General features: G+C 51.1%; 26 protein-coding genes, 1 pseudogene and 1 other annotated feature. Of the genes and pseudogenes, 2 read left to right on the top strand and 25 right to left on the bottom strand.

Going from position 1 to position 22,018, the window contains the following annotated elements; translation table 11 throughout:
- Positions 1 to 97: 97 nt before the first annotated feature.
- The 3 genes from B1748_RS14805 to B1748_RS14815 all read right to left on the bottom strand — a co-directional run bounded on the left by B1748_RS14805 (position 98) and on the right by B1748_RS14815 (position 4,496).
- Positions 98 to 1,000 (bottom strand): LysR family transcriptional regulator, encoded by a 903-nt coding sequence (locus B1748_RS14805; RefSeq protein WP_087568690.1) that lies wholly within the window; start codon positions 998 to 1,000, stop codon positions 98 to 100.
- Positions 1,001 to 1,040: 40 nt separating this feature from the next.
- Positions 1,041 to 2,720, bottom strand: a complete 1,680-nt coding sequence (locus B1748_RS14810) for a glutamine--tRNA ligase/YqeY domain fusion protein (RefSeq protein ID WP_087568691.1) — start codon at positions 2,718 to 2,720, stop codon at positions 1,041 to 1,043.
- Between the two features lie 166 nt (positions 2,721 to 2,886).
- Positions 2,887 to 3,147: a binding site (T-box leader), on the bottom strand.
- Between the two features lie 80 nt (positions 3,148 to 3,227).
- Entirely contained in the window at positions 3,228 to 4,496 is a 1,269-nt protein-coding gene (locus tag B1748_RS14815; RefSeq protein ID WP_087568692.1) for an MFS transporter, read from the bottom strand.
- 140 nt (positions 4,497 to 4,636) lie between these two features.
- Here B1748_RS14815 and B1748_RS14820 point away from each other — a divergent pair, with 140 nt between their 5' ends.
- The gene (locus B1748_RS14820) at positions 4,637 to 5,179 is read left to right on the top strand and encodes an NADPH-dependent FMN reductase (protein ID WP_087568693.1); all 543 of its coding nucleotides are present in this window, start codon (positions 4,637 to 4,639) and stop codon (positions 5,177 to 5,179) included.
- 96 nt (positions 5,180 to 5,275) lie between these two features.
- Here B1748_RS14820 and B1748_RS14825 read toward each other — a convergent pair whose 3' ends face one another.
- From B1748_RS14825 to B1748_RS14880, 12 genes are all read right to left on the bottom strand, one after another.
- Positions 5,276 to 6,496 carry a M20 metallopeptidase family protein gene (locus tag B1748_RS14825; RefSeq protein ID WP_087568694.1) on the bottom strand — a complete coding sequence of 407 codons (1,221 nt, stop codon included), beginning with the start codon at positions 6,494 to 6,496 and terminating at the stop codon, positions 5,276 to 5,278.
- Positions 6,493 to 7,389, bottom strand: a complete 897-nt coding sequence (gene sdaAA, locus B1748_RS14830; protein WP_087568695.1) for an L-serine ammonia-lyase, iron-sulfur-dependent, subunit alpha — start codon at positions 7,387 to 7,389, stop codon at positions 6,493 to 6,495. Before sdaAA ends, B1748_RS14825 begins: the two co-directional genes overlap by 4 nt.
- Positions 7,386 to 8,069, bottom strand: a complete 684-nt coding sequence (sdaAB, locus tag B1748_RS14835; RefSeq protein ID WP_087568696.1) for an L-serine ammonia-lyase, iron-sulfur-dependent subunit beta — start codon at positions 8,067 to 8,069, stop codon at positions 7,386 to 7,388. Before sdaAB ends, sdaAA begins: the two co-directional genes overlap by 4 nt.
- Before the next feature lie 27 nt (positions 8,070 to 8,096).
- The gene (locus B1748_RS14840; RefSeq protein ID WP_087568697.1) at positions 8,097 to 9,167 is read right to left on the bottom strand and encodes a dihydrodipicolinate synthase family protein; all 1,071 of its coding nucleotides are present in this window, start codon (positions 9,165 to 9,167) and stop codon (positions 8,097 to 8,099) included.
- Complete coding sequence (locus B1748_RS14845; RefSeq protein ID WP_087568698.1) at positions 9,167 to 10,183, bottom strand: NAD-dependent epimerase/dehydratase family protein; 1,017 nt, start codon at positions 10,181 to 10,183, stop codon at positions 9,167 to 9,169. The genes B1748_RS14840 and B1748_RS14845 overlap by 1 nt, the downstream gene beginning before the upstream one ends.
- 114 nt (positions 10,184 to 10,297) lie before the next feature.
- On the bottom strand, positions 10,298 to 11,614 hold the full coding sequence (locus tag B1748_RS14850; protein WP_087568699.1) for a hypothetical protein: 1,317 nt from the start codon (positions 11,612 to 11,614) through the stop codon (positions 10,298 to 10,300).
- Between the two features lie 36 nt (positions 11,615 to 11,650).
- A complete protein-coding gene (locus B1748_RS14855) occupies positions 11,651 to 11,860 on the bottom strand; it encodes a helix-hairpin-helix domain-containing protein (protein WP_218781634.1) in 210 nt (69 codons plus the stop codon).
- 32 nt (positions 11,861 to 11,892) lie between these two features.
- Positions 11,893 to 13,083, bottom strand: coding sequence for an MFS transporter (locus tag B1748_RS14860; protein WP_256975676.1), 1,191 nt, complete (start codon positions 13,081 to 13,083; stop codon positions 11,893 to 11,895).
- 97 nt (positions 13,084 to 13,180) lie between these two features.
- Positions 13,181 to 13,621, bottom strand: a complete 441-nt coding sequence (locus tag B1748_RS14865; protein WP_087568701.1) for a DUF6376 family protein — start codon at positions 13,619 to 13,621, stop codon at positions 13,181 to 13,183.
- 194 nt (positions 13,622 to 13,815) lie between these two features.
- The gene (locus B1748_RS14870) at positions 13,816 to 14,364 is read right to left on the bottom strand and encodes a hypothetical protein (protein ID WP_087568702.1); all 549 of its coding nucleotides are present in this window, start codon (positions 14,362 to 14,364) and stop codon (positions 13,816 to 13,818) included.
- A gap of 11 nt (positions 14,365 to 14,375) precedes the next feature.
- A complete protein-coding gene (locus tag B1748_RS14875) occupies positions 14,376 to 14,900 on the bottom strand; it encodes a YfiT family bacillithiol transferase (protein ID WP_087568703.1) in 525 nt (174 codons plus the stop codon).
- A gap of 80 nt (positions 14,901 to 14,980) precedes the next feature.
- Entirely contained in the window at positions 14,981 to 15,700 is a 720-nt protein-coding gene (locus B1748_RS14880; protein WP_087568704.1) for a YebC/PmpR family DNA-binding transcriptional regulator, read from the bottom strand.
- Positions 15,701 to 15,874: 174 nt separating this feature from the next.
- On the opposite strand from B1748_RS14880, the gene B1748_RS14885 reads away from it, so the two are divergent.
- Positions 15,875 to 16,393, top strand: a complete 519-nt coding sequence (locus B1748_RS14885) for a TlpA family protein disulfide reductase (RefSeq protein ID WP_087568705.1) — start codon at positions 15,875 to 15,877, stop codon at positions 16,391 to 16,393.
- 27 nt (positions 16,394 to 16,420) lie between these two features.
- Here the strand turns inward: B1748_RS14885 and B1748_RS37500 are convergent, their stop codons facing one another.
- The 10 genes and pseudogenes from B1748_RS37500 to B1748_RS14935 all read right to left on the bottom strand — a co-directional run bounded on the left by B1748_RS37500 (position 16,421) and on the right by B1748_RS14935 (position 22,014).
- Positions 16,421 to 16,810, bottom strand: a complete 390-nt coding sequence (locus tag B1748_RS37500; protein ID WP_256975683.1) for an antibiotic biosynthesis monooxygenase family protein — start codon at positions 16,808 to 16,810, stop codon at positions 16,421 to 16,423.
- An 18-nt stretch (positions 16,811 to 16,828) separates the two neighbouring features.
- Positions 16,829 to 17,296: pseudogene (locus B1748_RS37505) on the bottom strand (GNAT family N-acetyltransferase); the annotation flags it as partial.
- Positions 17,293 to 17,793, bottom strand: coding sequence for a putative immunity protein (locus B1748_RS14895; protein WP_218781635.1), 501 nt, complete (start codon positions 17,791 to 17,793; stop codon positions 17,293 to 17,295). The pseudogene B1748_RS37505 and the gene B1748_RS14895, both read right to left, overlap by 4 nt.
- 3 nt (positions 17,794 to 17,796) lie before the next feature.
- The gene (locus B1748_RS14900) at positions 17,797 to 18,348 is read right to left on the bottom strand and encodes a pyridoxamine 5'-phosphate oxidase family protein (RefSeq protein WP_087568707.1); all 552 of its coding nucleotides are present in this window, start codon (positions 18,346 to 18,348) and stop codon (positions 17,797 to 17,799) included.
- The gene (locus tag B1748_RS14905) at positions 18,332 to 18,892 is read right to left on the bottom strand and encodes an NUDIX hydrolase (protein WP_087568708.1); all 561 of its coding nucleotides are present in this window, start codon (positions 18,890 to 18,892) and stop codon (positions 18,332 to 18,334) included. The genes B1748_RS14900 and B1748_RS14905 overlap by 17 nt, the downstream gene beginning before the upstream one ends.
- A gap of 400 nt (positions 18,893 to 19,292) precedes the next feature.
- Positions 19,293 to 19,853, bottom strand: a complete 561-nt coding sequence (locus B1748_RS14915) for a DEAD/DEAH box helicase family protein (RefSeq protein WP_087568710.1) — start codon at positions 19,851 to 19,853, stop codon at positions 19,293 to 19,295.
- A gap of 29 nt (positions 19,854 to 19,882) precedes the next feature.
- A complete protein-coding gene (locus B1748_RS14920; protein WP_087568711.1) occupies positions 19,883 to 20,293 on the bottom strand; it encodes a DUF1801 domain-containing protein in 411 nt (136 codons plus the stop codon).
- An 80-nt stretch (positions 20,294 to 20,373) separates the two neighbouring features.
- The gene (locus tag B1748_RS14925; protein ID WP_087568712.1) at positions 20,374 to 20,769 is read right to left on the bottom strand and encodes a GNAT family N-acetyltransferase; all 396 of its coding nucleotides are present in this window, start codon (positions 20,767 to 20,769) and stop codon (positions 20,374 to 20,376) included.
- A 63-nt stretch (positions 20,770 to 20,832) separates the two neighbouring features.
- Entirely contained in the window at positions 20,833 to 21,420 is a 588-nt protein-coding gene (locus tag B1748_RS14930; RefSeq protein WP_087568713.1) for a metallophosphoesterase family protein, read from the bottom strand.
- Positions 21,421 to 21,468: 48 nt separating this feature from the next.
- Positions 21,469 to 22,014 carry a DNA topology modulation protein gene (locus B1748_RS14935; RefSeq protein WP_087568714.1) on the bottom strand — a complete coding sequence of 182 codons (546 nt, stop codon included), beginning with the start codon at positions 22,012 to 22,014 and terminating at the stop codon, positions 21,469 to 21,471.
- Positions 22,015 to 22,018: the final 4 nt, after the last annotated feature.

The following is a 22,018-nucleotide window of genomic DNA, read 5'->3' on the forward strand; positions in this document are numbered from 1 at the left end:
TTTCTATATCTGGTCATAGCTATTACCTATAACGGAAGGTTAGTTGAATTAGTTATGCCGACCATTGCGACGTAACTCGTTGTAAAAAAACGCTCAATCACGGGGCCACCGCTTCCTTGAGCGCTTCGATATAGGCCGCTCCGAGAACGGATAACGGCATGTTTTTCTGCGCGATCCACCCGACGTTGATCACTTCGTCGATCGCCAACGGCACGGGGATGATTTCGTTGCCGTTCAGATCGGAGCTCAGCACGCCGGTCGAGATCGTATAGCCGTTCAAGCCGATCAACAGGTTGAAAAGCGTCGCACGGTCGTTGACGGTAATGCTCTTTTTGCGCGACAGCGTGCTCAGAATCTCTTCCGAGAAGTGGAAGGAATTGTATTCCCCTTGATCGAAGGACAAGTACGGATAATCCTGCAGTTCGTCGATCGTCACGACCTTTTGCCTCGCCAGCGGGTTATGAATGCTAATAAAAACATGCGGCATGGCCGTAAACAAGCTTGTAAATTGCAGGTTCGCGGACTTAAGCAGTTTGTCGATGACCCCTCTGTTGAAATCGTTTAAGTATAAAATCCCGATCTCGCTGCGCATCGTCTTGACATCTTCGATAATTTCATAGGTCTTCGTCTCGCGAAGCATAAGCTCGTATTCCTCATGGCCATGCTCCCGTACGAGGCTGACGAAGGCGTTGACGGCAAAAGCATAATGCTGCGTGGATACGGAAAAATGTTGCGGCGAAGGCTTAGCGTTTAAATAACGACTCTCCAGCAGCTCCGCCTGCTCCACTACCTGCCGGGCATAGCTCAAAAATTCGACGCCTTCCTTGGACAAGGTTATTCCCTTGTTTGTTCGCTCAAAGATCGAGATGCCCATCTCTAATTCCAGTTCCTTGATTGCGTTCGACAAGCTCGGCTGTGAAATAAACAGTCGTTTCGCGGCTTCGTTAATGGACCCTCTGCTCGCCACTTCAATGACGTATTTTAACTGTTGAAGAGTCAACGGATCGCTCTCCTTTCACCTAGCTAATTCATAAAGGACTTTATTTTTTGTTCCACGAATCCTTAAGCGGAACGATCCGGTTAAACACCGGCCCCTCGTTCGTTGAAGGCCCATCGTCCGCAACAAAATAACCATGCCGGAAAAACTGCAACCGGTCTCCGGGCGCTGCCTTGGCCGCAATCGGTTCGAACTGAGCGGCATACAATTGGATTAGCGAGTTGGGATTCAACCACTTCGACCAATCCACTGCATCCTCCTTGGGAATGTTCTCATCACGGAGCAGTCGATCGTATAGCCGTACTTCTCCCGCTGCCGCATGCGCAGCTGATACCCAATGAATGGTGCCCTTCACCTTACGTCCGGCAAAACCCGTTCCGCTCTTCGTTTCGGGATCGTATGTGCAGTGGACCTCCAAAATTCCGCCGCTTTCAGGATCTTTTACGACCTTCTGACAGCGAATGAAGTATGCGCCCTTAAGCCGCACTTCGCCTCCGGGCTGCAGCCGATGATACCCCGGCACCGGGTCCTCCATAAAGTCATCCTGTTCGATATAGATCGTTCGGGAGAAAGGGACCTCCCTTGATCCCAGCTCGACATTCGAAGCGTTATTTTCGACTCGCAGCATCTCTTCCGTATCTTCCGGATAATTTGTGATCACGATTTTCAGCGGCCGAAGCACGGCCATTACGCTTATAGTCGATTCCTTCAGGTCTTGGCGCAGGCATTGGTCCAGAAGCGAGATATCGACCGTGCTGTAGGATCGGATACTCCCGATTTCCTCAATAAAAGAACGAATGCTTGCCGGCGTATACCCCCTTCGTCTCAAGCCTCTAAGCGTTGGCAGTCTCGGATCATCCCAGCCATCTATATGTCTTTCCTCTACAAGCTGGCGCAGATAACGTTTGCTGGTCACAACGCCGGTCAACCCCACTCGCCCGAATTCCCGCTGTCTTGGCGGTTCCTCGTATCCAAGCTCAGCAAGTACCCATTCATACAAAGGACGATGATCCTTGAATTCGAGCGAGCATAACGAATACGTAATCCCTTCGATCGCATCCTGAATCGGATGGGCAAAATCGTACATGGGATAGATGCACCAAGCCGCCCCGGTTCGGTAATGATCGGCGTGAATGATCCGGTACAGCACGGGATCTCTCATGTTCATATTCGGCGATGACATGTCGATTCGTGCACGCAGCACCTTGGAAGCCGTTTTGTATCGGCCTTCCTTCATTTCTTGGAACAACGCAACGTTTTCTTCGATGGAACGATTGCGGTACGGACTATCCACGCCCGGTTCGGTCAACGTGCCCCTGCCCGCCGCCAACTCGTCAGGCGACAAGTCGCAGACGTAAGCTTTTTCCTTCTTGATCAGCGTCATGGCGGCCTTAAAGATCATCTCCGAATAATCCGATCCGTAGTAGACATGGGACCCTGGATCGAAGCCGAGCCACTTGATGTCTTCGAGGATCGCCTCCGCGTAAGCGGCATCCTCCTTGAGCGGATTGGTGTCGTCAAATCGCAGATGGAACCGGCCTCCGTACGATCTCGCGATTTCCGCATTTGTCATGATCGCGTACGCACTGCCGATATGGAGATAACCGTTCGGCTCCGGCGGAAATCGTGTTGCCATAGGGCGATGAAACGGGTAAGTATGCAACTCTTCGCGTATAAGATTGGCCAAGTAGCCTTCTTCGGTTTTGTTAATATCGGTTGACATGGCAGACTCCTCCTTATGAGCATAGCTGCAATTTGAACCAAGGTGAAACGGCTGTCGCCGTTCTTTGGCGGTGCTGCGCGTTTCATTCCGAGAATTATAGGTCAAGTATGGAGTAAACTTATACTTTCCTGTAATTTAAAAAAACTTCACCTCCAAGACTTGTCGTCTTGGGGACGAAGTTGTTCGCGGTGCCACCCCAGCTTTATCAATATGTCGCCATATTAACCTCTTCAAGTACGGCATGCGCAAACTCCCCGCATGATTATACTCTAGCTCTGTAACGGGAGCTCCCGTCTTACCATCCTCGGGTCCGATTCCGGTAAGCCGCTCTGAGGCTTGGTTCGGCGAATGTCACTTGGCTCCTTCTCAGCTGCCGGAGCTCTCTGTACAAGATCGTTTTCCCTACTCTTCTCTTCGTCGCATTTCAGATATGGGGACTATTCTAACAAATGAAGCTCCTGTTTGTAAATAGCCCGCTTGCCGGTTCATGAATGATATTGCAGACGGCTATGTTGCCTGTTCCCGACGTTTCGCGTTCGACCATAACAAAACCGGAATAAGCAACAAGGACAGAAGTCCTCCGGCAAGCGACAACGTAGCGTAACTGGAATAATCCACGATTACGCCCGACAAGGCGCCTCCCGAAGCGCCTGCAAGGGCAACGAGGACATCGATGTTCCCCTGCGTTTTGGCTCGAACGGATAACGGAGTTGCATCTACGATTAGCGTCGTTCCGCTTATCAAACCCAGATTCCAGCCCAGTCCAAGCAGCGCGAGTGCCGTAATGAGTATCGGCATGGAGTCGCCAGAACCGTACGCGGACAAGAGACCGGCGGCAAGCAATACGATTCCCGCAGCCGATGCCATCCGCATCCGCCCGATTTTATCAATAAGAAGGCCTGTAAACAACGACGGCAAGAACATGGCGCCTACATGGATGCCGATGACGATGCCGACTTGCGACAAGCCATGTCCGTGATGTTTCATATGGACGGGCGTCATGGTCATAATCGCGACCATGACCATCTGCGTAAGAAGCATAACGGTCGCTCCTGCCGCAAGGCCTCTTTTATTGATTACAGTCAACAGCTCCGGGCCTTTGCCGCCGCTCTTTAATCGCTCCTGTTCCGCAAGCGCGCGTGCCGCAAAAAAGGGATCCGGACGAAGCAAAATAAACACGATCAGTCCAGCCAACAGAAAAGCTGCGGCTCCTAAAATAAACGGACCCGCTAACGGAGGAATGCCCCACGACCGGGCTACGTTCCCCATCACTTCGACGAGATTAGGACCCGCCACGGCCCCGAATGTCGTTGATACCAACGCCATGCTGACGGCGGTCGCGCGTTGATTCGGTTTCGCCAGATCCGTGCCCGCATAACGGGCAAGCAGATTCGTCGCAGTACCTGCTCCGTAGACGAACAAGGAAACGAATAACAAAACGATGTTTCCGTAAACGGCTGCTATAATGACGCCTATCGCTCCCAAGCCGCCTGCTCCGAACCCGATGACAAGACCCGGTCTTCGCCCCAGACGTTGCGTAAACCGGCCAATCAGGAAGGCGGTCAGCGCCGAACCTAATGTCAGAAGTGCCGTCGGTAAGCCCGCATAGCTGGCTGTCCCTAACATATCTTCCGCAAGCAGCGCGCCGACCGTAACCCCTGCTGCCAGTCCCGCACCGCCGAACAATTGCGACAACAGAACGACGATCATCGTCCGTTTAAATAGATGTTGCTGATTTATAGATTCAATAAGACAAACCTCCTCTGATCCTTTCATTCACCAAGAATAAATGTATTATGAACGATATCGGCAAGTTCCGCCATACCCGCGAGCAGAAAATGAATGAAACCGGACAAAAATGGTTATTTAAAAGGTAGGTCCCAAACCAGGTCCAATCTTATGAGGAGTTGATTACGATGGCAGGATTAAATATCGGTATTATTTTGGGAAGCACGAGACAAGGTCGCGTTAGCCCGCAGGTGGGGCAATGGGTGAAGGAGGTTGCGGATCGACGCGGCGACGCCAATTACGAAATCGTCGATATCGCCGACTACAAGCTGCCTCTTCTTGGCGAAGAGGACGCGACGGAACAGGCAACGGCGTGGAATACGAAGCTGGCGAGCCTTGACGGCTTCGTTTTTATCGTAGCAGAGTATAACCACAGCATCACGGGGGCGCTTAAAAACGCGCTTGATTACGCTCGCGACTCCTGGAACAACAAAGCAGCCGGCATTGTCAGCTACGGCTCCGTTGGCGGCGCTCGAGCAGCCGAGCATTTGCGCGGAATTTTGGGAGAGCTGTCCGTTGCCGATGTTCGCATACACGCCGCATTGTCCTTGTTTACGGACTTCGACAATGGCGAGTTTAAACCGGCGGATCTGCATCTGACGAACGTAAACGGCATGCTGGACCAAGTACTCGCTTGGAGCGGCGCCCTTAAAACTCTGCGCATCTCATAATCCACCATCAGCAAACATCATGATAAAAGGCCGATCCACGTCACAATATTGAGACGATGAATCGGCCTTTTTATTTTTCCATCTAAAAAGAATGTATTAGGTTTTTTGGACTGCATCTGCGAGAACCTGCAAGCGGTTGACCGCTATCTCCGCAAGCAAGGCTGCTCCAACGGGAAGGCATTCCTCATTCAACGTATATTTCGGATGATGCAGGCCGTATGCCGACTCGGCGTTGTCCGGCGGACCGGAGCCCAGCCAGAAAAAGCAGCCCGGAATCTCGTTCAAATAAACGGAGAAGTCTTCTCCGGCGAGCGTCGGCTTGGCTTCTTCTCTCGCTTCTCGTCCGATCAGGCCGTCAATAATCGCTTCGGTCGCCTCCGTCTGTTCCCAATGATTCATGAGTACCGGCACTTGCTCGATGTATTTCAACCGCGCTTTGCATCGATGACCCTCAGCGACGTGATTGACGATTCGTTCGATCCGCTCCGGCAATGTCACGCGGACTTCCGGATTAAACGTGCGCACAGTGCCGGTCATCATGGCATACTGCGGAATAACGTTGTTGGCATTGCCGGAGGTTATGCTGCCTATCGTAACGACTACGGGCTCGAACGGGGACAGTTCCCGGCTTACGATTCCCTGCAAGGATTGTATAATGGCTGCGGCGCAGACGATGGGATCGATGCTCTGATCGGGGATGGCGCCATGGCCGCCTTTTCCCTCCAGCGTAATTTCGATCCGGTCCACGGATCCCATCAACGGTCCTTGTTTCGTCGCAACCTTGCCAGCCGGCAAAGTCGGCAAGTTATGCAGCCCATACAACTCACGAACATCTTGCAGCGCCCCATCCATTATCATGGCGTTCGCGCCGGCGTTCACTTCTTCGGCGGGCTGGAATAGCAGGCGCACAGTGCCGGGCAAACTTTGTTGCCGGTGCAATTGCTCCAGCAGCTCCGCTGCTCCGATCAGCATCGCCGTATGGGCGTCATGCCCGCAAGCGTGCATCAGACCGGGTCGTTCCGATGCAAAGTCGAGATCCGTCTCCTCCTGAATCGGCAGCGCATCTATATCTGCGCGCAACGCAACCACCGGGCCTTCGTATTCACTCCCGATTTCGGCGATAATTCCATGTCCTCCGACATTGGCACGATAAGGTATGCCGATTCGATCTAATTCGCGGCAAATCCTCTCTGCCGTTTCAGACTCCTCCAAGCTTAGCTCGGGGAATCGATGGAGCTCCCTGCGCCACTCGGTCAGGGCGGGAGCCAGCCGTTTCGCTTTTGCCAGCATATCGAATGGATTCCGGGAAGATATCATTCTTTTGCCTTGCCCCCCTTGCCATAAAGCTGGTTCATAATTTTCCGACCCGTAGGCGTCTGAGCAAGTCCGCCCTTGGCGGTCTCCCGATGTTTCTCCGGCATAGCCGCTCCAACCTCCAGCATGACATCGATTACTTCGTCCGATGGAATGACGCTGCGAACGCCGGCGAGTGCCATATCCGACGCGGCCAGCGCCGTTACTGAACCAAAGCCGTTGCGTACGATGCATGGAATTTCGACGAGGCCGCCTACCGGATCGCAGATGAGACCCAGCGAATTTTTTAAGGCGAGTCCTACGGCATGCACCGCTTGCTCTGGCGTTCCGCCGCGAAGCTCCGTTAATGCCCCGGCCGCCATCCCGATTGCGGAACCAACCTCTGCTTGACAGCCGCCTTCCGCCCCGGAGACAAACGAATTGTTGGCAATGACATAGCCGATTGCGCCTGCCGCAAACAACCCGTACACCATATGCTCATCGCTCCAGCCGAATCTCTCCTGCGTGCTGACGAACACGCCGGGAATGATGCCGCAGCTGCCGGCGGTTGGAGTTGCGATCACGCGCCCCATCGAAGCGTTTACTTCCGATACCGCAAGCGCATAAGCCATGGCCGTACAAGCCGACTCGCCAAGCGCAGGCATGCCTGAATCCGAGAAATAGGTCAGAACCCTTTTGGCATCGCCTCCCGTTAAGCCGCTTCTGGACGTTGTATCTTCCTGAAGTCCCTTTCGTACCGCCTCTTTCATCACACCGTAATAGGCCGTCATTTGTTCCATGACGGCGGCTTCGCTAGCGCCGGTTTCCAGGGATTGCTCCAGAACCATCAGTCGTCCCATCGTTAGCGATTCGGTCAGACACAGCTCCTTCAGCTCATTGAGAGTCGAAAATCTCATGACTGCGCCTCCTTTTTCATCAGATCGATGATGCAGACCTCGTTGACGTCGGTCAGTCGTTCCAATCGTTGCTTGGCTTCCGGCAGTAGCCTTTCGTCGCTTTCGATGACGGTCAGCGCTTCGCCGTTGCGCATCTTGCGGTCCACTTCCATATAGCTGATATTAATGCCGGCTTGTCTGGCAATATCCGATATCTCTGCAACCATCCCTGTACGATCCTTATGGTAAATCAGCAGGGTCGGATAGACGGCCGTAAATTTCACGTCGAAACCATTTACATTAATAATTTCAATGCTGCCGCCGCCGATGGAACAGCCCGTCATCGTTACTTTGCGACCGTCTCCTTGCAGAAGCATGGTTACCGTGTTCGGATGAACGTTCGGCCGTGTCATCGGCACGAATTTAATTTGCATGCCGAGCTGCTCGGCATGCTGTATGGAATGCCGGATACGCACGTCGTCGGTGTCCAGATCCAACAGTCCTGCAATGATCGCGAGATCCGTTCCATGGCCGACGTAAGTGTCGGCGAACGATCCGTAGAACCGGATTTCCGCCTCATTCGGCATAACGCCTAGCGCTTGCCTGGCGCATCTGCCGAGCCTTACGGCGCCGGCTGTGTGTGAGCTGGAAGGGCCGATCATGCTCGGGCCGATTATCGAAAAAACGTCCTTGAATCGCAAGCGGGTTCCCCTCCGTAATGTGCGCCTCTAATCGTTCGCCAGCCACTTCGTTAAATTCGCCTTAACGAATTCGTCGTCATGCAGATGCGGGTATTGCTCATATACGCGGTCGATCTCTTCCGATTGTCCCGGGGAAAGCTTCTCGTCCGGGTTCAAGCACCAGGTGCCGCGCAGCAAGCCTTGTCTTCTTAACACTTCATGAATGCCCGGAATGCAACCTTCGAAGCCATGCGCCGGATCAAAAAATGCCGCGTTGGAATCCGTCACCTGGATATTCCGAGTCAACCATTCCTTGCTGAAGACGCCTTCCTTCCGCACGGCTTTAATCTCTTCCAGCAGCTCAACGGCTTTATTCGTCCATACGGCCCAATGGCCAAGCAAACCGCCGACGATCGGCTTCTCTACGGTCTCGCCATCTACATTAAACCGATACGTCGTGAGCAGGTCCGCGACGATATTATCATCGTTGCCCGTATATAAGGCGATCTCGTCCCGACGCGAAGAAGCGCATACCGCACGCACGACATCGATCGTCTGATAGCGATTAAACGGCGCCATCTTAATCGCTACGATATTAGGGATTTCGGCAAAAGCGCGCCAGAATTCATAGCTAAAAATCCTTCCTCCGACGGACGGCTGCAGATAGAAGCCGATGACCGGCATGATCGCCGCGATGCGCTCAGTCCGTTTGAGGATTTCGTCTTCGCTCCAGCCCTGCAGTCCGCCCATGCTGAGCAATGCCGCGTCGTAGCCGAGTTTTTGGGCAAGCTCGGCTTCCCCGATCGCTTGCTCCGTCCCTCCGCATACGCCGGCAACCTTGATAAATGGCCGGCTCAGCCCCGCGGCATCCACTTCTTCGGCTGCCATTCGCAGAACGGTCTCGAACAAATTATGCTGCGGTTCGCGGATTTCGAATTGCGTAGAGTGAACGCCTACGGCAATGCCGCCCGCTCCGGAGGCGATATAATATCTCGATAAGGCTCGTTGGTAGTTTTCGTCCAGTTGACGGTTCTCATCCAAAGCGAGCGGATGCGCTGGAATGACGAGCCCATCCTGCAAAGCTTTCAACAGTTCCGGCGATAACGTTTGTGCAGCCATTAGAAGTTCCCCTTTCGTTCTTGAAAGTGCGTCGGCTTATTCCAGGTTGCGCCGCCCTGCAGCACCCACTCCGCCGTCCAATCGATCATTTGAAGCAGAGAAACGCGTGGATAGCCGAATAATTGATGCGACTTGGCCGCATTATTAAGCAGCGCCGTCTCGGATTCTGTGCCTTCAAAGAGCGCTTCCTTGCCAAGCCGCTTCGCAATTTCGGTTGCCGCCCATCGGATGGATACCGTCTCCGGCCCCGTAATATTGATCAGCGTCGGCGGGCTGGAGCAATGATTTAAGCTTCTAAGCGCCATCGCGTTTGCATCGCCTTGCCAAATGACGTTGGCAAAGCCCATCGTCAAATCGATGGAGCGGTTCTCTTGAATCGCCTTCGCCAGCTCAAGCAGCACGCCGTATCTCATGTCGATGGCGTAATTGAGACGGTACATGGCCATCGGCGTGCCGTTTTTGTGGGAATGGTATTCGAAGATCCGTTCTCTTCCCAGCGTCGATTGCGCGTATTCGCCAAGCGGCTCCGGCGCAACCGATTCGCTGGCGCCGCCGCTGCTGACCGGCTTGAACGGATAGATATTGCCAGAGGAGAACACGACGATCCGGGAATCCTTGAACTTCTCCGCTACGCGGCCGGGCAGATAAGTATTCATCGCCCAAGTAAAATGTTCGTTGCCCGTTGTACCGAACTTGTTGCCGGCCATATAGATAACGTTCGCCGCATCCGGCAGCGAAAAGAGCGACTCGTTGTCCAGCAGCTCGCAGGAGATGGTCTCCACGCCGAACTCTTCCAGTTCTCTCCTTGCTTCCTGATTGGAAAATCTTGAGACGCCGATGACCCGTTTATTCAAGCCGCCTTCGCGTATCGCGTTCATCGCCAATCTGGCGAGACTGGGCCCCATTTTACCCCCTACTCCAAGCAGAATAATATCGCCTTCCACCTTCGACAAATCACTCACCAAGGCTTGTGACGGCTCGGCCAGCTTGGCTTCCAGTTCCGTTATCGTTTTCATATATGTGATGACCTCCAATCGTATGATTACGTACATCTTACGACCGAGAGCCATATAAAGACAAGTCTTTAAATTGACTTTATATAGCGACAAAAAAAGGACAAATCGCTTTCATTACAACGACTTGTCCTTCAGAAAGGCGAAACGGAAGAGCTGGCGCGGCCGGCCTTTAGGCACTTTCTCCACACCCGAGACCTCCACGAGTCCGTTATCCGTCCATTGCAAAACCAAGCGATGCGCGCTCCGAACCGAGATGCCGAGCGTAGCCGCCAAGTCGTGAACCTTGTATTCGTATTTGCCCGTCTTGGCCATATTCGCAAGCAATCTGCTGAGATAAGCGCTGGTCATGCCGGCATCCTCCGCTTGCCTGATCAGGGCTGGTTCTGTAGGAGCAAGCACCGATTGCACCGGATCGGACATCTCGAGCGGGCCGATTACAGTAGCGTCTTCCCTGACGATAAATCCGGTATTGCCGCCTGCTTCCCGGGATTTGCGAAGCGCAATTCGCGCGTTCGTGCCTGCTTCGTTTGCAGTCAAGCCGAACCCGATGCCGACGCTTAGCGAGATGCCGAAGCTTTTGTTTGCATCCTTCGCTAAAGGAATCGTCTTGTATCCGCCCGTCTCCCGCTCGAATATGCCCCGGGTCGTGCAGAATAGAAATTCGTCTCCGCTTGCAGACATGGAGTAGCCGTCCAGTGATTCGACATAGCCGAGCACCATCCGGTGGATGTCCAGCTTCAGCTTCTGAACCTCGTGTTCGTTATGCCTCTGCATGACAAGCTTGCCAAAGTCATCAACTTTGATCATGCCGACAACAATCTGCGATTCCTTGCTTCGACGCGATTCTGTGGATAAAAGCGCGCGCTCCAAGGTTACGATAATATCCTGCTCCGAGGGCAGCAGCCATTCGTTCGGAATACCTTTTATGTCTAGCAGCTCCGCGACGTCTCCATTGCCAGTAAACGCAATGGAGCAAGCTCCTTCTGTTACGTTCGCGGCATGAAATGCGACCAGCTTATCGGAGCCCGCATGCGCCGGTCCGTCATAGACGATCAGCTTTGTATCCTCGAGCCCGAGATCCTGGAGCGTTCGCGTAATGATATTGCGGGTAAGCGTATCGATGGAGATGCCGCTCTCGAGCTTTCCGGCTTGCATGGCTTTAAAGATCGCTTTATACAAGCCGGCGCCGGTCAACGGCAAGTAATGAACGGGAATGGAAGCCGGCAGCATCTCCTTCACTTTGCGATGCGCCTGGGGACCGGATAGCAGCAGCACCTCCACTTCCTCGCTAAGCCGCGTCGCGACGTTGGGCACCTCTCGCTCATGTTCGACGACGACGGATACGGGCAAGAACGTTGGGAACGACTTTAATACGGCGAGAGTCTTCGAGACAATCGTTTCCGTTCCGATAATTCCGATCTTGATCTGCATACTAATCTGCACCTCTTAGCCTGGCATAGTTGAATGCTACTCTTTGGCATTCGCGAAGGTTAGTCCATGTTCCTCTAACGACGCTTTTAAAATACGAATCGCTTTGGGCCCCATGCCGTGGAGACGCAGCAACTCGGCTTCGGTTACCGACGTCAACTGATTAAGCGTCGTAATGCCGACATGGTTCATTGCCCGCTCGGCAGGTCTGGATGTTTTGGGCAGCGGAATGGATGTTTGACTCATCATCAATCTACTCCTTTGTCTCGATTAGACATCGCCTACGGCGTATCCGAAACATTGATTGCTTTAGGTTTGTACCCTATCCCCCTGATCGCAAAGAGGGCGAACGCCAGTCCCAGAAACAAGAACAAGCTATTAGGCGAAACATATCGAAGCCCAATACCGCCAAGCATCGGCCCTGCTATGCTCCCCAGGCTGAAGTGTACGGAGGCGATCACATTGGCTGACGGCAGCATGCTCCGCGGTACAATATCGGCGGCATAAGCAAGGCCCAAGGAGAAAAACGATCCCACGACTCCGCCGGCAACGATGAACAAGATAAACAATACGAGTAGTTCATCTCCTGCGATTGGCACTGTCAGAAAGGCTAAAGCCCCAATCATGGCGCAGCCAATCAGGACAGGCTTACGCCCGATCCGGTCGCTCCATATGCCAAGCGGCAGCTGCAGGATAAGACCGCCGATCCCGAATGCCAGCAGCAGAAACGATATCCAATGCTGATCCAGACCGAGGCGAATCGCATACAACGGGAAGCTGCTGTTCATGGAAGATTCCATCAATCCGTACAACAGTCCGGGAATGAGGACGAACCAAGCCAGCTTGTACGTCTTCAGATGACGCCGGCCCAAGGAAGACGCCGACGCCGAGCGCTCCGGCCACTCGTTTGGCATTCTCAGGACAAGGCATAATACGATGGCAAAAAAAAGACTACTGACCAGAAACGGAAGCTTCTCTCCGTAAGGCAGCAGATTGATGCCTAGCGGTCCCAGGCTAAAGCCCGTTCCGTAAGCCATGCCGTAAAGCGAGATCGTTCGCCCTCGTTTCTCGGCGGGACTGGAGCTGACGATCCACAGCTGGGTCGCAAAGTGGAGCGAACTGTCCCCGATTCCGACCAGCATTCGCAAGAGAAACCAGACCAGGAGGGAATCCGTTGTCGAAAATAACAGGGTGGAGAGCGTAACGAGCGTAATTCCCGCAATGATCACCCTCTTGTACCCGAACCGGACGACAGGCTTCTCGATCACGAACATGGTGACGAAAATCCCGATATACATGGCGGCCGAATTCATGCCGTTCAACTCGGACGAAAGGCCCGACCGGTCTAATAAAATGGACAATAACGGCAGAAGCAGGCCTTGGCTCATCCCCGCCACGACGACGACGAGCAGCAAAGCCCCTAATCGAAATTTGGAAGATAGCAATGCCGGTGCTGATGTCTGTGCTGTCAAATCTTATTGCACTCTCCTTGTTGATTGGAAGAATCCTAGGTTGTCGTTCGCCTATTGTATCGCGAGAACCGAGGATTCGCAATAAGGAGAACGCAGATTAAGGCGCAAGCCCGTTAAGCTGCGTCAGAAGTTCATTTACCTTGCCAATGGTATCCGGTATGCCGGTCGCGTCGAATGCCGCCCTGCCTTGCTCGATGTTGGTTAACGCCTGATCCAGTCCTTGTTGGAGCGTATCGTTATACTGAGCGATCGAAGCGTGCAGGTCCTTCGCGTAATCCGGTACGTTAAGGTTGCCGTAGGCGACCACCTGATCCTTCAGCTCTACAATACGCGCCTTCAGATCCGTTCGGGCATCGATATCCGCAACCGCTTTTTCGGCGAGTCCGTTCATGTCTTCGCCGAAAGTCTTTAATTCATTCATGTACGTCGTTGTTTCCGTGGCGAAATTGACCGTTTGTCCAATCCCGTCCAGAATGCCGCAGCCTTGCGCAAGCAATAACGTAACGGCAAGGATGACCGCGAGTCCTTTTGCTCTCAATGGTACCGCCTCCTTCTTCTTGGTCACAGACGCCAGTGCAGATGCACCCTACTCTAGCTGTAACCATGTCTCCCTCTACGCAAACCATTGCATCCAGGTTCCATGGCACGTGACGGTTGCAGCGACAATAAAAAAGGCGCAAGCTCTGCCGGGACGGCAAGCTCTCGCCTCGTTGCGATTCTCCATACGCGACGTTATTTCCGCCACTCGGCGGCATATTTCTTTTTGTATTTGGGGTCGGCCTCCAGCTCGATTAACTCAGCCGCCAGCTTGCGAATCTCTTCAGCCGGGTAACTGTCGTACAGCTTGCGCAGGCCAACGAGCAAATCGTAACGGATAAGCGTGTAATTCTTCTCGCCCTCGCAGGTCTCGAACCGATGAGCAACGACATCCAACAGCATCCGCTTCTGCTCGGCACCGCCAAGACCAATGCGCCAAAGATGTTGGATCGTATGCCTGGCAGTCACGAACATGGGATCGCGGGTCACTTCCATAATGGCCGCGATATCCTCCATGATTCGTTGCTCCGGATCGCTGATCGCCAGATTGCATAGCAGCTGCGCGCCGATTGTACGGAGATGATTGTCCTTGTCCGTTAGCAAAGACCGGAACGAGTCCCATGTCTCGTAAGCCCAAGGCACGGGAGATTTCGTCATCTCCAACAGTTGAAGATAGGCTTCTGTGCGACGATGTTTGTCGCCGGACATGAGTGCATCTATAAGAGCTTGTACTTGATCGTCCATGACTTTCTCTCCTACCAGCCCAGCCGAACAGCCAAGCTTGTGATCTGAGCCAGATGATGTTTCCCGTGCCATGCGTACATGCCCAGGCATCGGTCCAGTGGTACCGTCTCGCCGGATCCGGGATGGTAGAAGGTGCGAGCGAATTGCTCAGCGTTCATGGATTCAAGCAACGTTACCCATCTACCGTGCAGCGTGGCGATGAGCGAGATCGACGTATCGACCGGCTCCTTCAACGAGTCCGCCAATTCCGCCCAGAGAGCTTCGTCATAGGGTCTGATGGTAGGATGATCCTCGGTCAGGGCCAGATTGAACCGCATGAGACTATTCATGTGACTATCCGCGAGATGATGAACGACTTGCCGAACCTGCCAGCCGCCCTCCCGATAGGGTGTGGAGAGCTGATCCTGAGTCAGATTCGCGACCGAGTGCTTAAGCAGCAACGGAAGCTCCGCAATCTCCTTGATCCATGCCGCTCTCTGATCGGAAGTAACCTCGCCTTGGTGTTGAAAAGTTCCAATGGGATACCTGTCATCCATCTTATTAACTCCTCTCACGTCGGGTCTGGGTAAGAAAAAGCCGCGAGCAATCGCGGCTTCCTTCGGACGAGCATGAAAGATTAATCTTCCAGCTCGACGTTATGAAATACTTGCTGAACGTCTTCCAAGTCTTCCAGCGCGTCGATAAGCTTCTCGAATTGTGCTTGCGCATCGCCTGGCAGCGTGATGTAGTTCTGGGCAAGCATCGTCAGCTCCGCTACCGTGAATTCATCTACCCCTGCCTTCTTAAACGCTTCTTGCACGTTGTGGAACTGATCCGGCTCCGCATAGACGATAACGGCATCCTCTTCTTCGAGGATGTCGCGCACGTCGACGTCCGCTTCCAACATAATGTCCATCACTTCGTCCGCCGTCTTGCCGGTTACGCCGAATACAGCCGTGGCGTCGAACATATAAGCGACGGAGCCGCTCACACCCATGCTGCCGCCTTGTTTGTTGAACGCGGCACGAACGGCCGGAGCCGTGCGGTTTACATTGTTCGTCAGCGTGTCCACGATCACCATCGAGCCGTTCGGTCCAAAACCTTCGTAACGCAGCTCTTGGTAATTATCGTCAGCGCTTCCCTTGGCTTTATCGAGCGCGCGGTCGATGATGGCCTTCGGCACGTTGTACGTTTTGGCTCTTTCCAGAACGACCTTAAGCGCGCGATTGGATTCCGGATCGGGTTCGCCCTTCTTTGCCGCTACGTAGATCTCGACTCCGAATTTGGCATATATGCGGCTTGTATTGGCATCTTTGGATGCTTTCTTTTCCTTGATATTATTCCATTTACGACCCATGCTGCTCCCACTTTCTACGATAATCTATCCTCCAACATTATAACCGATTTTTTATGGGAATGGACAAGTGTCGACGAGATTTTGAACAAAGTTGGCGTTTTGTTTGGATAATCATCCCAACTATTGTATACTGTTGTTGATTAGGATTCGAGATATACGAAAGGGTGAAATTCGTTGAAACGAAGGCAAACCTTAATCACGTTAACCATTGCGGCAACCGCTGTCGCGTTCATCTTATATGTGGGATTGGCGAATTGGGGAGGCAAAACGGAGACGCTGCAAGCCTCTTCCATTCAATTGCAGGAGTTGGGAAGCGAACAACAAGTCACTGTCGATTTCGCAGAGAAACCTACCGTTATCTCGCTGTTCACTTCATGGTGTACCTATTGCAACGAAGATGCGCCGAAAATGGCCGTCTTGCACGAGAAATACAAAGATCGATTAAATTTGATCGGAGTCAATATCACGAACCGCGACAAGCTGTCGGAAGTCCGAAGTTATGTAGAACGGCATAATTTGTCGTACCCGATTCTTTTAGATCGGGACGGATCCGTTTATTCGCAATACGGAGGCAGCGGCTTCCCAGCTTTATACTTCGTTAATACGGCAGGCGAAGTCACCGATGCCATCATTGGATCAACGGATCTGGAGACGCTGGACGGACATTTCGCTCGTTTGGCTAACGCTCCTTAACAAAACAAAGAAAGGCTCGCCCCCATCTTATTGACTGGGGGGCGAGCCTTCTTCTTTGTCATTTCTTTTGGTTCCGGGTAGCAAATTAGGATGAAAATGCTCCACCACCGGGAACGGGTCATAATAATGATGCAGCAGGCTCTTCCACTCCTGGTAAGCGGAAGATTCGCGGAACCCGACGGTATGATCCTCCAGCGACTCCCAATGAACCAACAACAAATATTTGTGATCGTCCTCGACGCAGGCGCGAAGCTCATGTCCCAAATAACCGCGTATGCCGGCTATAATGGCGGATGCTTGAATAAAGCTAGCTTCGAACTCTTCCTTCCTTCCTGGTATGATCGACAGAAGAGCGGCTTCCAGTATTGGCTGCTCATGGTCCTTCGACCGAGGTGCCGCACCGATTCGATACGCCATATGCGCCTCGTCCAAACACTCTCCGTCGACTCGAAGCGCGCACGGCTCCGTGCCATAGGTTACGAATCCTAACGAACGATACAGCTTTAGCGCTTCCGTGTTCGTAGTAACGACGGAAAGTGTAACGATTTCTAATCCGTTCATTGCGGTCGCCCGTTGAATAACCTCTTCCATCAACAATCTGCCAATTCCCTGCCCGCGATGCGAAGATGCGACGTACATGCCCCAGATGAATGCTTTGTGACGCTCCTTGATCGACGTTCCCCGCTTGAAGCCGATCATGCCTACCAAGCGATTGTCCTGGTACGCGCCTAACACGAATCCGTTATCGTCGTTTTGAAGTCTGTCACGTATACCTTCATCGGTAATGTCTTTTGCCTCTTCCCATGAACTGCCGAAGGCGGTAGGATGCTGGCGGAGCGCTTCCAGACGAAGCGTCCAGAAGGCAGCCGCTTCCTCATATGGAATGATTCGTATGGTAGTCATGTCGAAACTTTCCCTTCTCTCGCTAGCACAAGTTGATATTGCCAGTCTCGAATGGCTTCCACCGCGTCTCCCGGCCCCACTGCTCCTGATGAGTAAGCAGCAGCTTTGGCTGCATAGGTTGCTGCATGAATCGCATGTCCTGTTACATGTGATGTTGCAGCTGCATGCCCTGCAGCTCGAGCAGCTGCAGTCGCCGCTTCGTTACCGGCATCTCGGGCAGCAGCGTGCGCGGCAAAAGCGGCCTTGCGCGCTTCGCTCATCGAGATTTCTTTCCTCGACCATGCCCTTCCGGCTTCGATCGCTCTTCGCGGTCTATCATCTCCCGGAACTTGCTGCTCAAACAATGGCAGCACTTGCTCTGCACAATCGGCTGCCCAGGCTACCAATGTCCGTTGTTCCCAATGTTTCACGGCGTTAATTATATCCTTGCCTCGCTTGGCATCCTTAAATTTGATTGTATTCAACTCCGTCCCTACGGCATCATGATGAATTCGCACGATTTATAGAAACTTCTTGCCAATAGGTGTCAGAATACCGTCCATACTTGTTGCGTTTTTGGCTTTACGGTATTCCGTAAGCTTCTCTTCCCCTTTATTGCCTGCCCATTGCAGTAGAGTTTCCCGTTCGCCTTCATAACTGTAGAATGGTACGCTGAAGCCGCATGAGGTCTTCACGATATCAATATCCGCCACAATCATTTGCCGATGTCCCGGCATCAGCTCGAAGCGGGGAGCAAGCACCTCCCACTCTTCCGTATCCGGCAGGACAACCTTTCCTCTCCCATACAATCTCAAAATAAGCGGCTTTCCCTCGAACGCTACGAACATAAATGTTATACGATCCAACACGGAGAGATGTGCGCTTGTCTCGTTGCCGCTGCCTGTCAAATCCAGATAAGCCACCCGATTGGGAGATAGAATTCGGAACACATCATGTCCTTTTGGAGATAGATTGACATGGCCGTCAGGAGCGGCAGTTCCTACGAAAAATAGATGCTGTTCCCGAATAAACGTTTCGTGATCAGGTTTAATGCTGTCATAGACAGTTCCCATCGTTTGTTTCCCCTTTTTCTTTTCGAATGGCATCCGCTAATTGATACAACTCGGCAAGGTCGGAACGGCCTACGCTATGGAAGCGTTGTAAAGCCTCTTCGAGGCTTACGACTTCCACGGCCACGACTTGTTCGCCATCCGGCGGATTTAAGGGCTTACCTACCAATTCCACTTGGCCATACCCCATCAATCTTACAAATTGGGGATGCGGAATATGAGCTTTGTATGGAACCGCGGCCTTCGACTCGCAATTGAACCGCCCGAAGATCGTATAGGAAACAAGTTCGCCGCCGAGCTCTTCCATCACTTCGCGTCGCAAGCCGTCCAAGTAATGTTCTCCCGGCTCTAAAGTCCCTCCCGGAAGCTCCCACATTCCGTTCTCCACTTGAAAGATAATGTATTTATCCCCTGAGCATGGCACAATACTAACATTGCTTACTCTCGCCTCGTCCGTCCCCGATGCAAAAACGAACGAAGCATGCACAGGCCCCCATTCAATCGGATTGGATAAAGTCGGATACAGCGCTAACGTTTCGAGCGGCATTATGGAAATTCTCCTCTATTTACATAATCAATCCCAATAGTATTATCATATCATCGATCAGGCTTGTTTTCGAACCATACTCTTAAGAAATAATAAGCTGCGAAAGTAATAATAAACACGGCACCGCCTATTGACCAGCATCGAAGTCATCTTTGACCTTTTTCGATACCTCAAACGGTTTTATTCTATCGTGAATAAGGATGAGTAAAGCAGTCACTATCGAGAAGTTTAGAATGAGAACGCCGGGGATTCCAAAATTGTAATACACAACCGCATTAATTCCGATCATTGCAACAAAAATGAATAGATAACTCATTTGAACTCCCCCGCCCTAGAGGTCAGTATAAAAAACCGACTTGCCATTCTTACGTTCCATACCGTTCGAGTCGCTCGCAGGGTCTCATAAATTAAATTCGTTCCGAATTTTTTGGGCCGCTTCATCTGGGGACATATTCATATTGTTGATTTTAATATAATTGCTCCTTGTAATTTCTCCAGGATTAGAATTTAGCCGATGGTTTTCGTAAGTTGTAATTAAATCCTTTTCCGACCTTTCTACATCCCTTTTAGTTGGTTTATGCTCGAGTCTATTTGCGGTACGATTCCGTTGCAGTCTTTCTTCTACGCTGGCTTCTAGCTCAACCCAATATACCTGGCCGCCCTTTGATTCAAAGAGCTCCGTTATAGAATGGATGTAATCCCAATCGGATTGGAGATCGAACCCCCACAAATAGGTGAAAATGAACCCCTCTAAATCACTTTTTGAAACTTCTTCGAATATTTCCTGACGGATTAAAGCAACTAATCGCTTTCCTGACGCAGTCCCATAATCAAAAAATTGCGAAACAAAATCAATCGACATATGATTATGAAATAACTTAATATTTAGCAGCTTGGATAAGCTTTGACCTACTGTCATCTTGCCTACGGCTTGAGGGCCAAAAATAATAAAAAATTTCATCTCATCCCGCCTTCTAGAACACGAATTGCTTATGACTGCTTGGTCGCTTCAATCCATTTGGTTATTACATCGATTAATTTGTCTTTTTTCGCCATAACATCCGTTAGATCAGTAATCTTAACAATTGCACGGTCATCTGCCGCCCATTCGAGCAAACCGGTATGATCCTCGATTAGTTTACCTGATTGCGTACGTGTCTGAGCTTTAGCCCCGGTATGGAATATAAGTCGAAAGAAGCCCTTCCCTTGCAATTGGAATGTAATTCGGTCCTCGGCTGCATAACAGAAGCTTGGCGCATTCCATTTGATATGCTCTGTGAGCTCTGGTACAGCCTCTAACACAATTCTCCGCACTTCTTCGATTTCAGCTTTGAGCGGATGCTGCAATTCGCTTAAAAAGGTGGCAACCTGCTCTTCCCCGCTTTGTTTTTTGACCGTCATGGCATGATCTCCTTTTTACATTTTTCTAATTGATTGTTGTGATGCTCATCGTGTTGGCAGTTGAAATTGGTTAACCTAATCTATTGCTTGCGTTTGATGAGAAAAGCGTTCTCGGCCTTCTCGAATCCAATCTTCGGATAATAGTCCATCGCTCCTGGTGCTGCTAAAAGGAGAAGACAACATTCGTCGCCGATTCGATCTTGAACGTGCTGAACGAGTTGCTTGCCCACGCCCACCTGTTGATGCTGCTGGATTACCGCAAGGTCGGATAAATAACAGCAGTACGAGAAATCGGTTATCGCTCGTGCAATGCCGATCATTTTCCCCTTCTCCCAAGCCGATACAATGACATGAGCATTGTCAATCATCCTCTGAATCCGTTCCAAGTCCGCAAATGGCCTTTTCATACCCGACAATCGGAAAACTTCCGCTACATCTGATGCTTGCAGGTTATGATCAAAAGAATATTGGATCATTTTGCCCTGGCCTCCTTTGTTTCTGTTTAATTCGTATTGCTCCGATTGAACGGCAGTGCCTGACTACATATCTATAATGTGATAACCAAAAGCATTAATTATTTTCGTCGTTTTATATTGATGAATTCTTTGCCCTTTACCGTAATTCAAATGCTGATGTCCATGGAGCAACAACTTTGGATGATATTTATCCATAAAATCAATAAAACATTGAAATCCCCTATGACAGAGATCTTCGCCATCTCCAATTTTATAGACTGGTGCATGTGTTAACAGGATATCGATTCCTTTGTTTTTCCACAACCTGAACTTGAGTTTAGTTATTCTCCATTTCATCTGTTTTTCGGTGTATTGATGGCTACCCTGGCTGTATCGATTACTGCCACCGAGCCCCATAATTCGAACGCCATTAAATTTGACAACTTTATCTTCAATGTTCTCGCAACCTTCAGGAGGCTTTGTTATATATGTCGTATCATGATTTCCATGCACATAGAATAGAGGCGCCTTAATCATTGTGACCAGAAAAGACAAATACTCGGCTTTGAGATCTCCGCATGATAGGATCAATTCAATTCCCTCGAACCTGGATGGATCAAAATGATCCCATATGTATTTGGACTCTTCGTCGGAGACAATCAAAATTTTCATCGGCTCTCCTCCATCTAATTCTTCTCATGCAATTGTATGATGAGGTTGTTATGAGAAGTTCTCGCCTTTTTCGAAAATACCCGCACCTAATGTCTTAACTTGCGCTAGAAAAATTTTCACTTCTTTCGGAGATTTCAATACAATAATATGTTTGTGACTATAATCTCTTAGTTTTTGAATGATGCTTGGAATCCTTGTTTTTCTGAAATTCCACACCCATTTTATAAATTCAAAGTCCAGACTTTCCGGACAATCTTCATTTAAGTCGGGTCTGGTCTTGCCATGATACATAATCCTCCTCTTGATCACTCTGTATATAGTTATCAATCTTGAAAAATCCAGGAGAATAATAACATCAGCTTGTTTTATTCTAATATCAAGAGAACGACCATAATTTCCATCTATAATCCAATATTCTTCTAGTACAAGCTTTTCTTGAAACGAATCCCACTGTTCATTAGGAGTAGGATTCCAGCCAGCCTTCCAGTAGTACGCATCCAAATGATGAACTGGCAATTGTAATAACTCTCCCAGTTGTCTGGCAAGAGTGGATTTACCAGCTCCACCAGATCCAATAATCATAATTCTCTTCATTGAA

Source organism: Paenibacillus sp. MY03 (assembly GCF_002165585.1).
Lineage (GTDB): Bacteria > Bacillota > Bacilli > Paenibacillales > Paenibacillaceae > Pristimantibacillus > Pristimantibacillus agaridevorans.

What these genes read in the sequence shown, in the direction of transcription:
- B1748_RS14930 (WP_087568713.1), bottom strand. Translation starts at nt 21,420, where the DNA reads ATGAAAATTTTGATTGTCTCCGACGAAGAGTCCAAATACATATGGGAT.
- B1748_RS14925 (WP_087568712.1), bottom strand. Translation starts at nt 20,769, where the DNA reads ATGATCCAATATTCTTTTGATCATAACCTGCAAGCATCAGATGTAGCG.
- B1748_RS14855 (WP_218781634.1), bottom strand. Translation starts at nt 11,860, where the DNA reads ATGATGAGTCAAACATCCATTCCGCTGCCCAAAACATCCAGACCTGCC.
- B1748_RS14840 (WP_087568697.1), bottom strand. Translation starts at nt 9,167, where the DNA reads ATGGCTGCACAAACGTTATCGCCGGAACTGTTGAAAGCTTTGCAGGAT.
- sdaAA (WP_087568695.1), bottom strand. Translation starts at nt 7,389, where the DNA reads ATGAGATTTTCGACTCTCAATGAGCTGAAGGAGCTGTGTCTGACCGAA.
- B1748_RS14820 (WP_087568693.1), top strand. Translation starts at nt 4,637, where the DNA reads ATGGCAGGATTAAATATCGGTATTATTTTGGGAAGCACGAGACAAGGT.
- B1748_RS14815 (WP_087568692.1), bottom strand. Translation starts at nt 4,496, where the DNA reads ATGAAAGGATCAGAGGAGGTTTGTCTTATTGAATCTATAAATCAGCAA.
- B1748_RS14905 (WP_087568708.1), bottom strand. Translation starts at nt 18,892, where the DNA reads ATGCCGCTCGAAACGTTAGCGCTGTATCCGACTTTATCCAATCCGATT.
- B1748_RS14915 (WP_087568710.1), bottom strand. Translation starts at nt 19,853, where the DNA reads ATGAAATTTTTTATTATTTTTGGCCCTCAAGCCGTAGGCAAGATGACA.
- B1748_RS14880 (WP_087568704.1), bottom strand. Translation starts at nt 15,700, where the DNA reads ATGGGTCGTAAATGGAATAATATCAAGGAAAAGAAAGCATCCAAAGAT.
- B1748_RS14875 (WP_087568703.1), bottom strand. Translation starts at nt 14,900, where the DNA reads ATGGATGACAGGTATCCCATTGGAACTTTTCAACACCAAGGCGAGGTT.
- B1748_RS14845 (WP_087568698.1), bottom strand. Translation starts at nt 10,183, where the DNA reads ATGAAAACGATAACGGAACTGGAAGCCAAGCTGGCCGAGCCGTCACAA.
- B1748_RS14810 (WP_087568691.1), bottom strand. Translation starts at nt 2,720, where the DNA reads ATGTCAACCGATATTAACAAAACCGAAGAAGGCTACTTGGCCAATCTT.
- B1748_RS14935 (WP_087568714.1), bottom strand. Translation starts at nt 22,014, where the DNA reads ATGAAGAGAATTATGATTATTGGATCTGGTGGAGCTGGTAAATCCACT.
- B1748_RS14920 (WP_087568711.1), bottom strand. Translation starts at nt 20,293, where the DNA reads ATGACGGTCAAAAAACAAAGCGGGGAAGAGCAGGTTGCCACCTTTTTA.
- B1748_RS37500 (WP_256975683.1), bottom strand. Translation starts at nt 16,810, where the DNA reads ATGGCGTATCGAATCGGTGCGGCACCTCGGTCGAAGGACCATGAGCAG.
- B1748_RS14825 (WP_087568694.1), bottom strand. Translation starts at nt 6,496, where the DNA reads ATGATATCTTCCCGGAATCCATTCGATATGCTGGCAAAAGCGAAACGG.
- B1748_RS14870 (WP_087568702.1), bottom strand. Translation starts at nt 14,364, where the DNA reads ATGGACGATCAAGTACAAGCTCTTATAGATGCACTCATGTCCGGCGAC.
- B1748_RS14900 (WP_087568707.1), bottom strand. Translation starts at nt 18,348, where the DNA reads ATGGGAACTGTCTATGACAGCATTAAACCTGATCACGAAACGTTTATT.
- B1748_RS14850 (WP_087568699.1), bottom strand. Translation starts at nt 11,614, where the DNA reads ATGCAGATCAAGATCGGAATTATCGGAACGGAAACGATTGTCTCGAAG.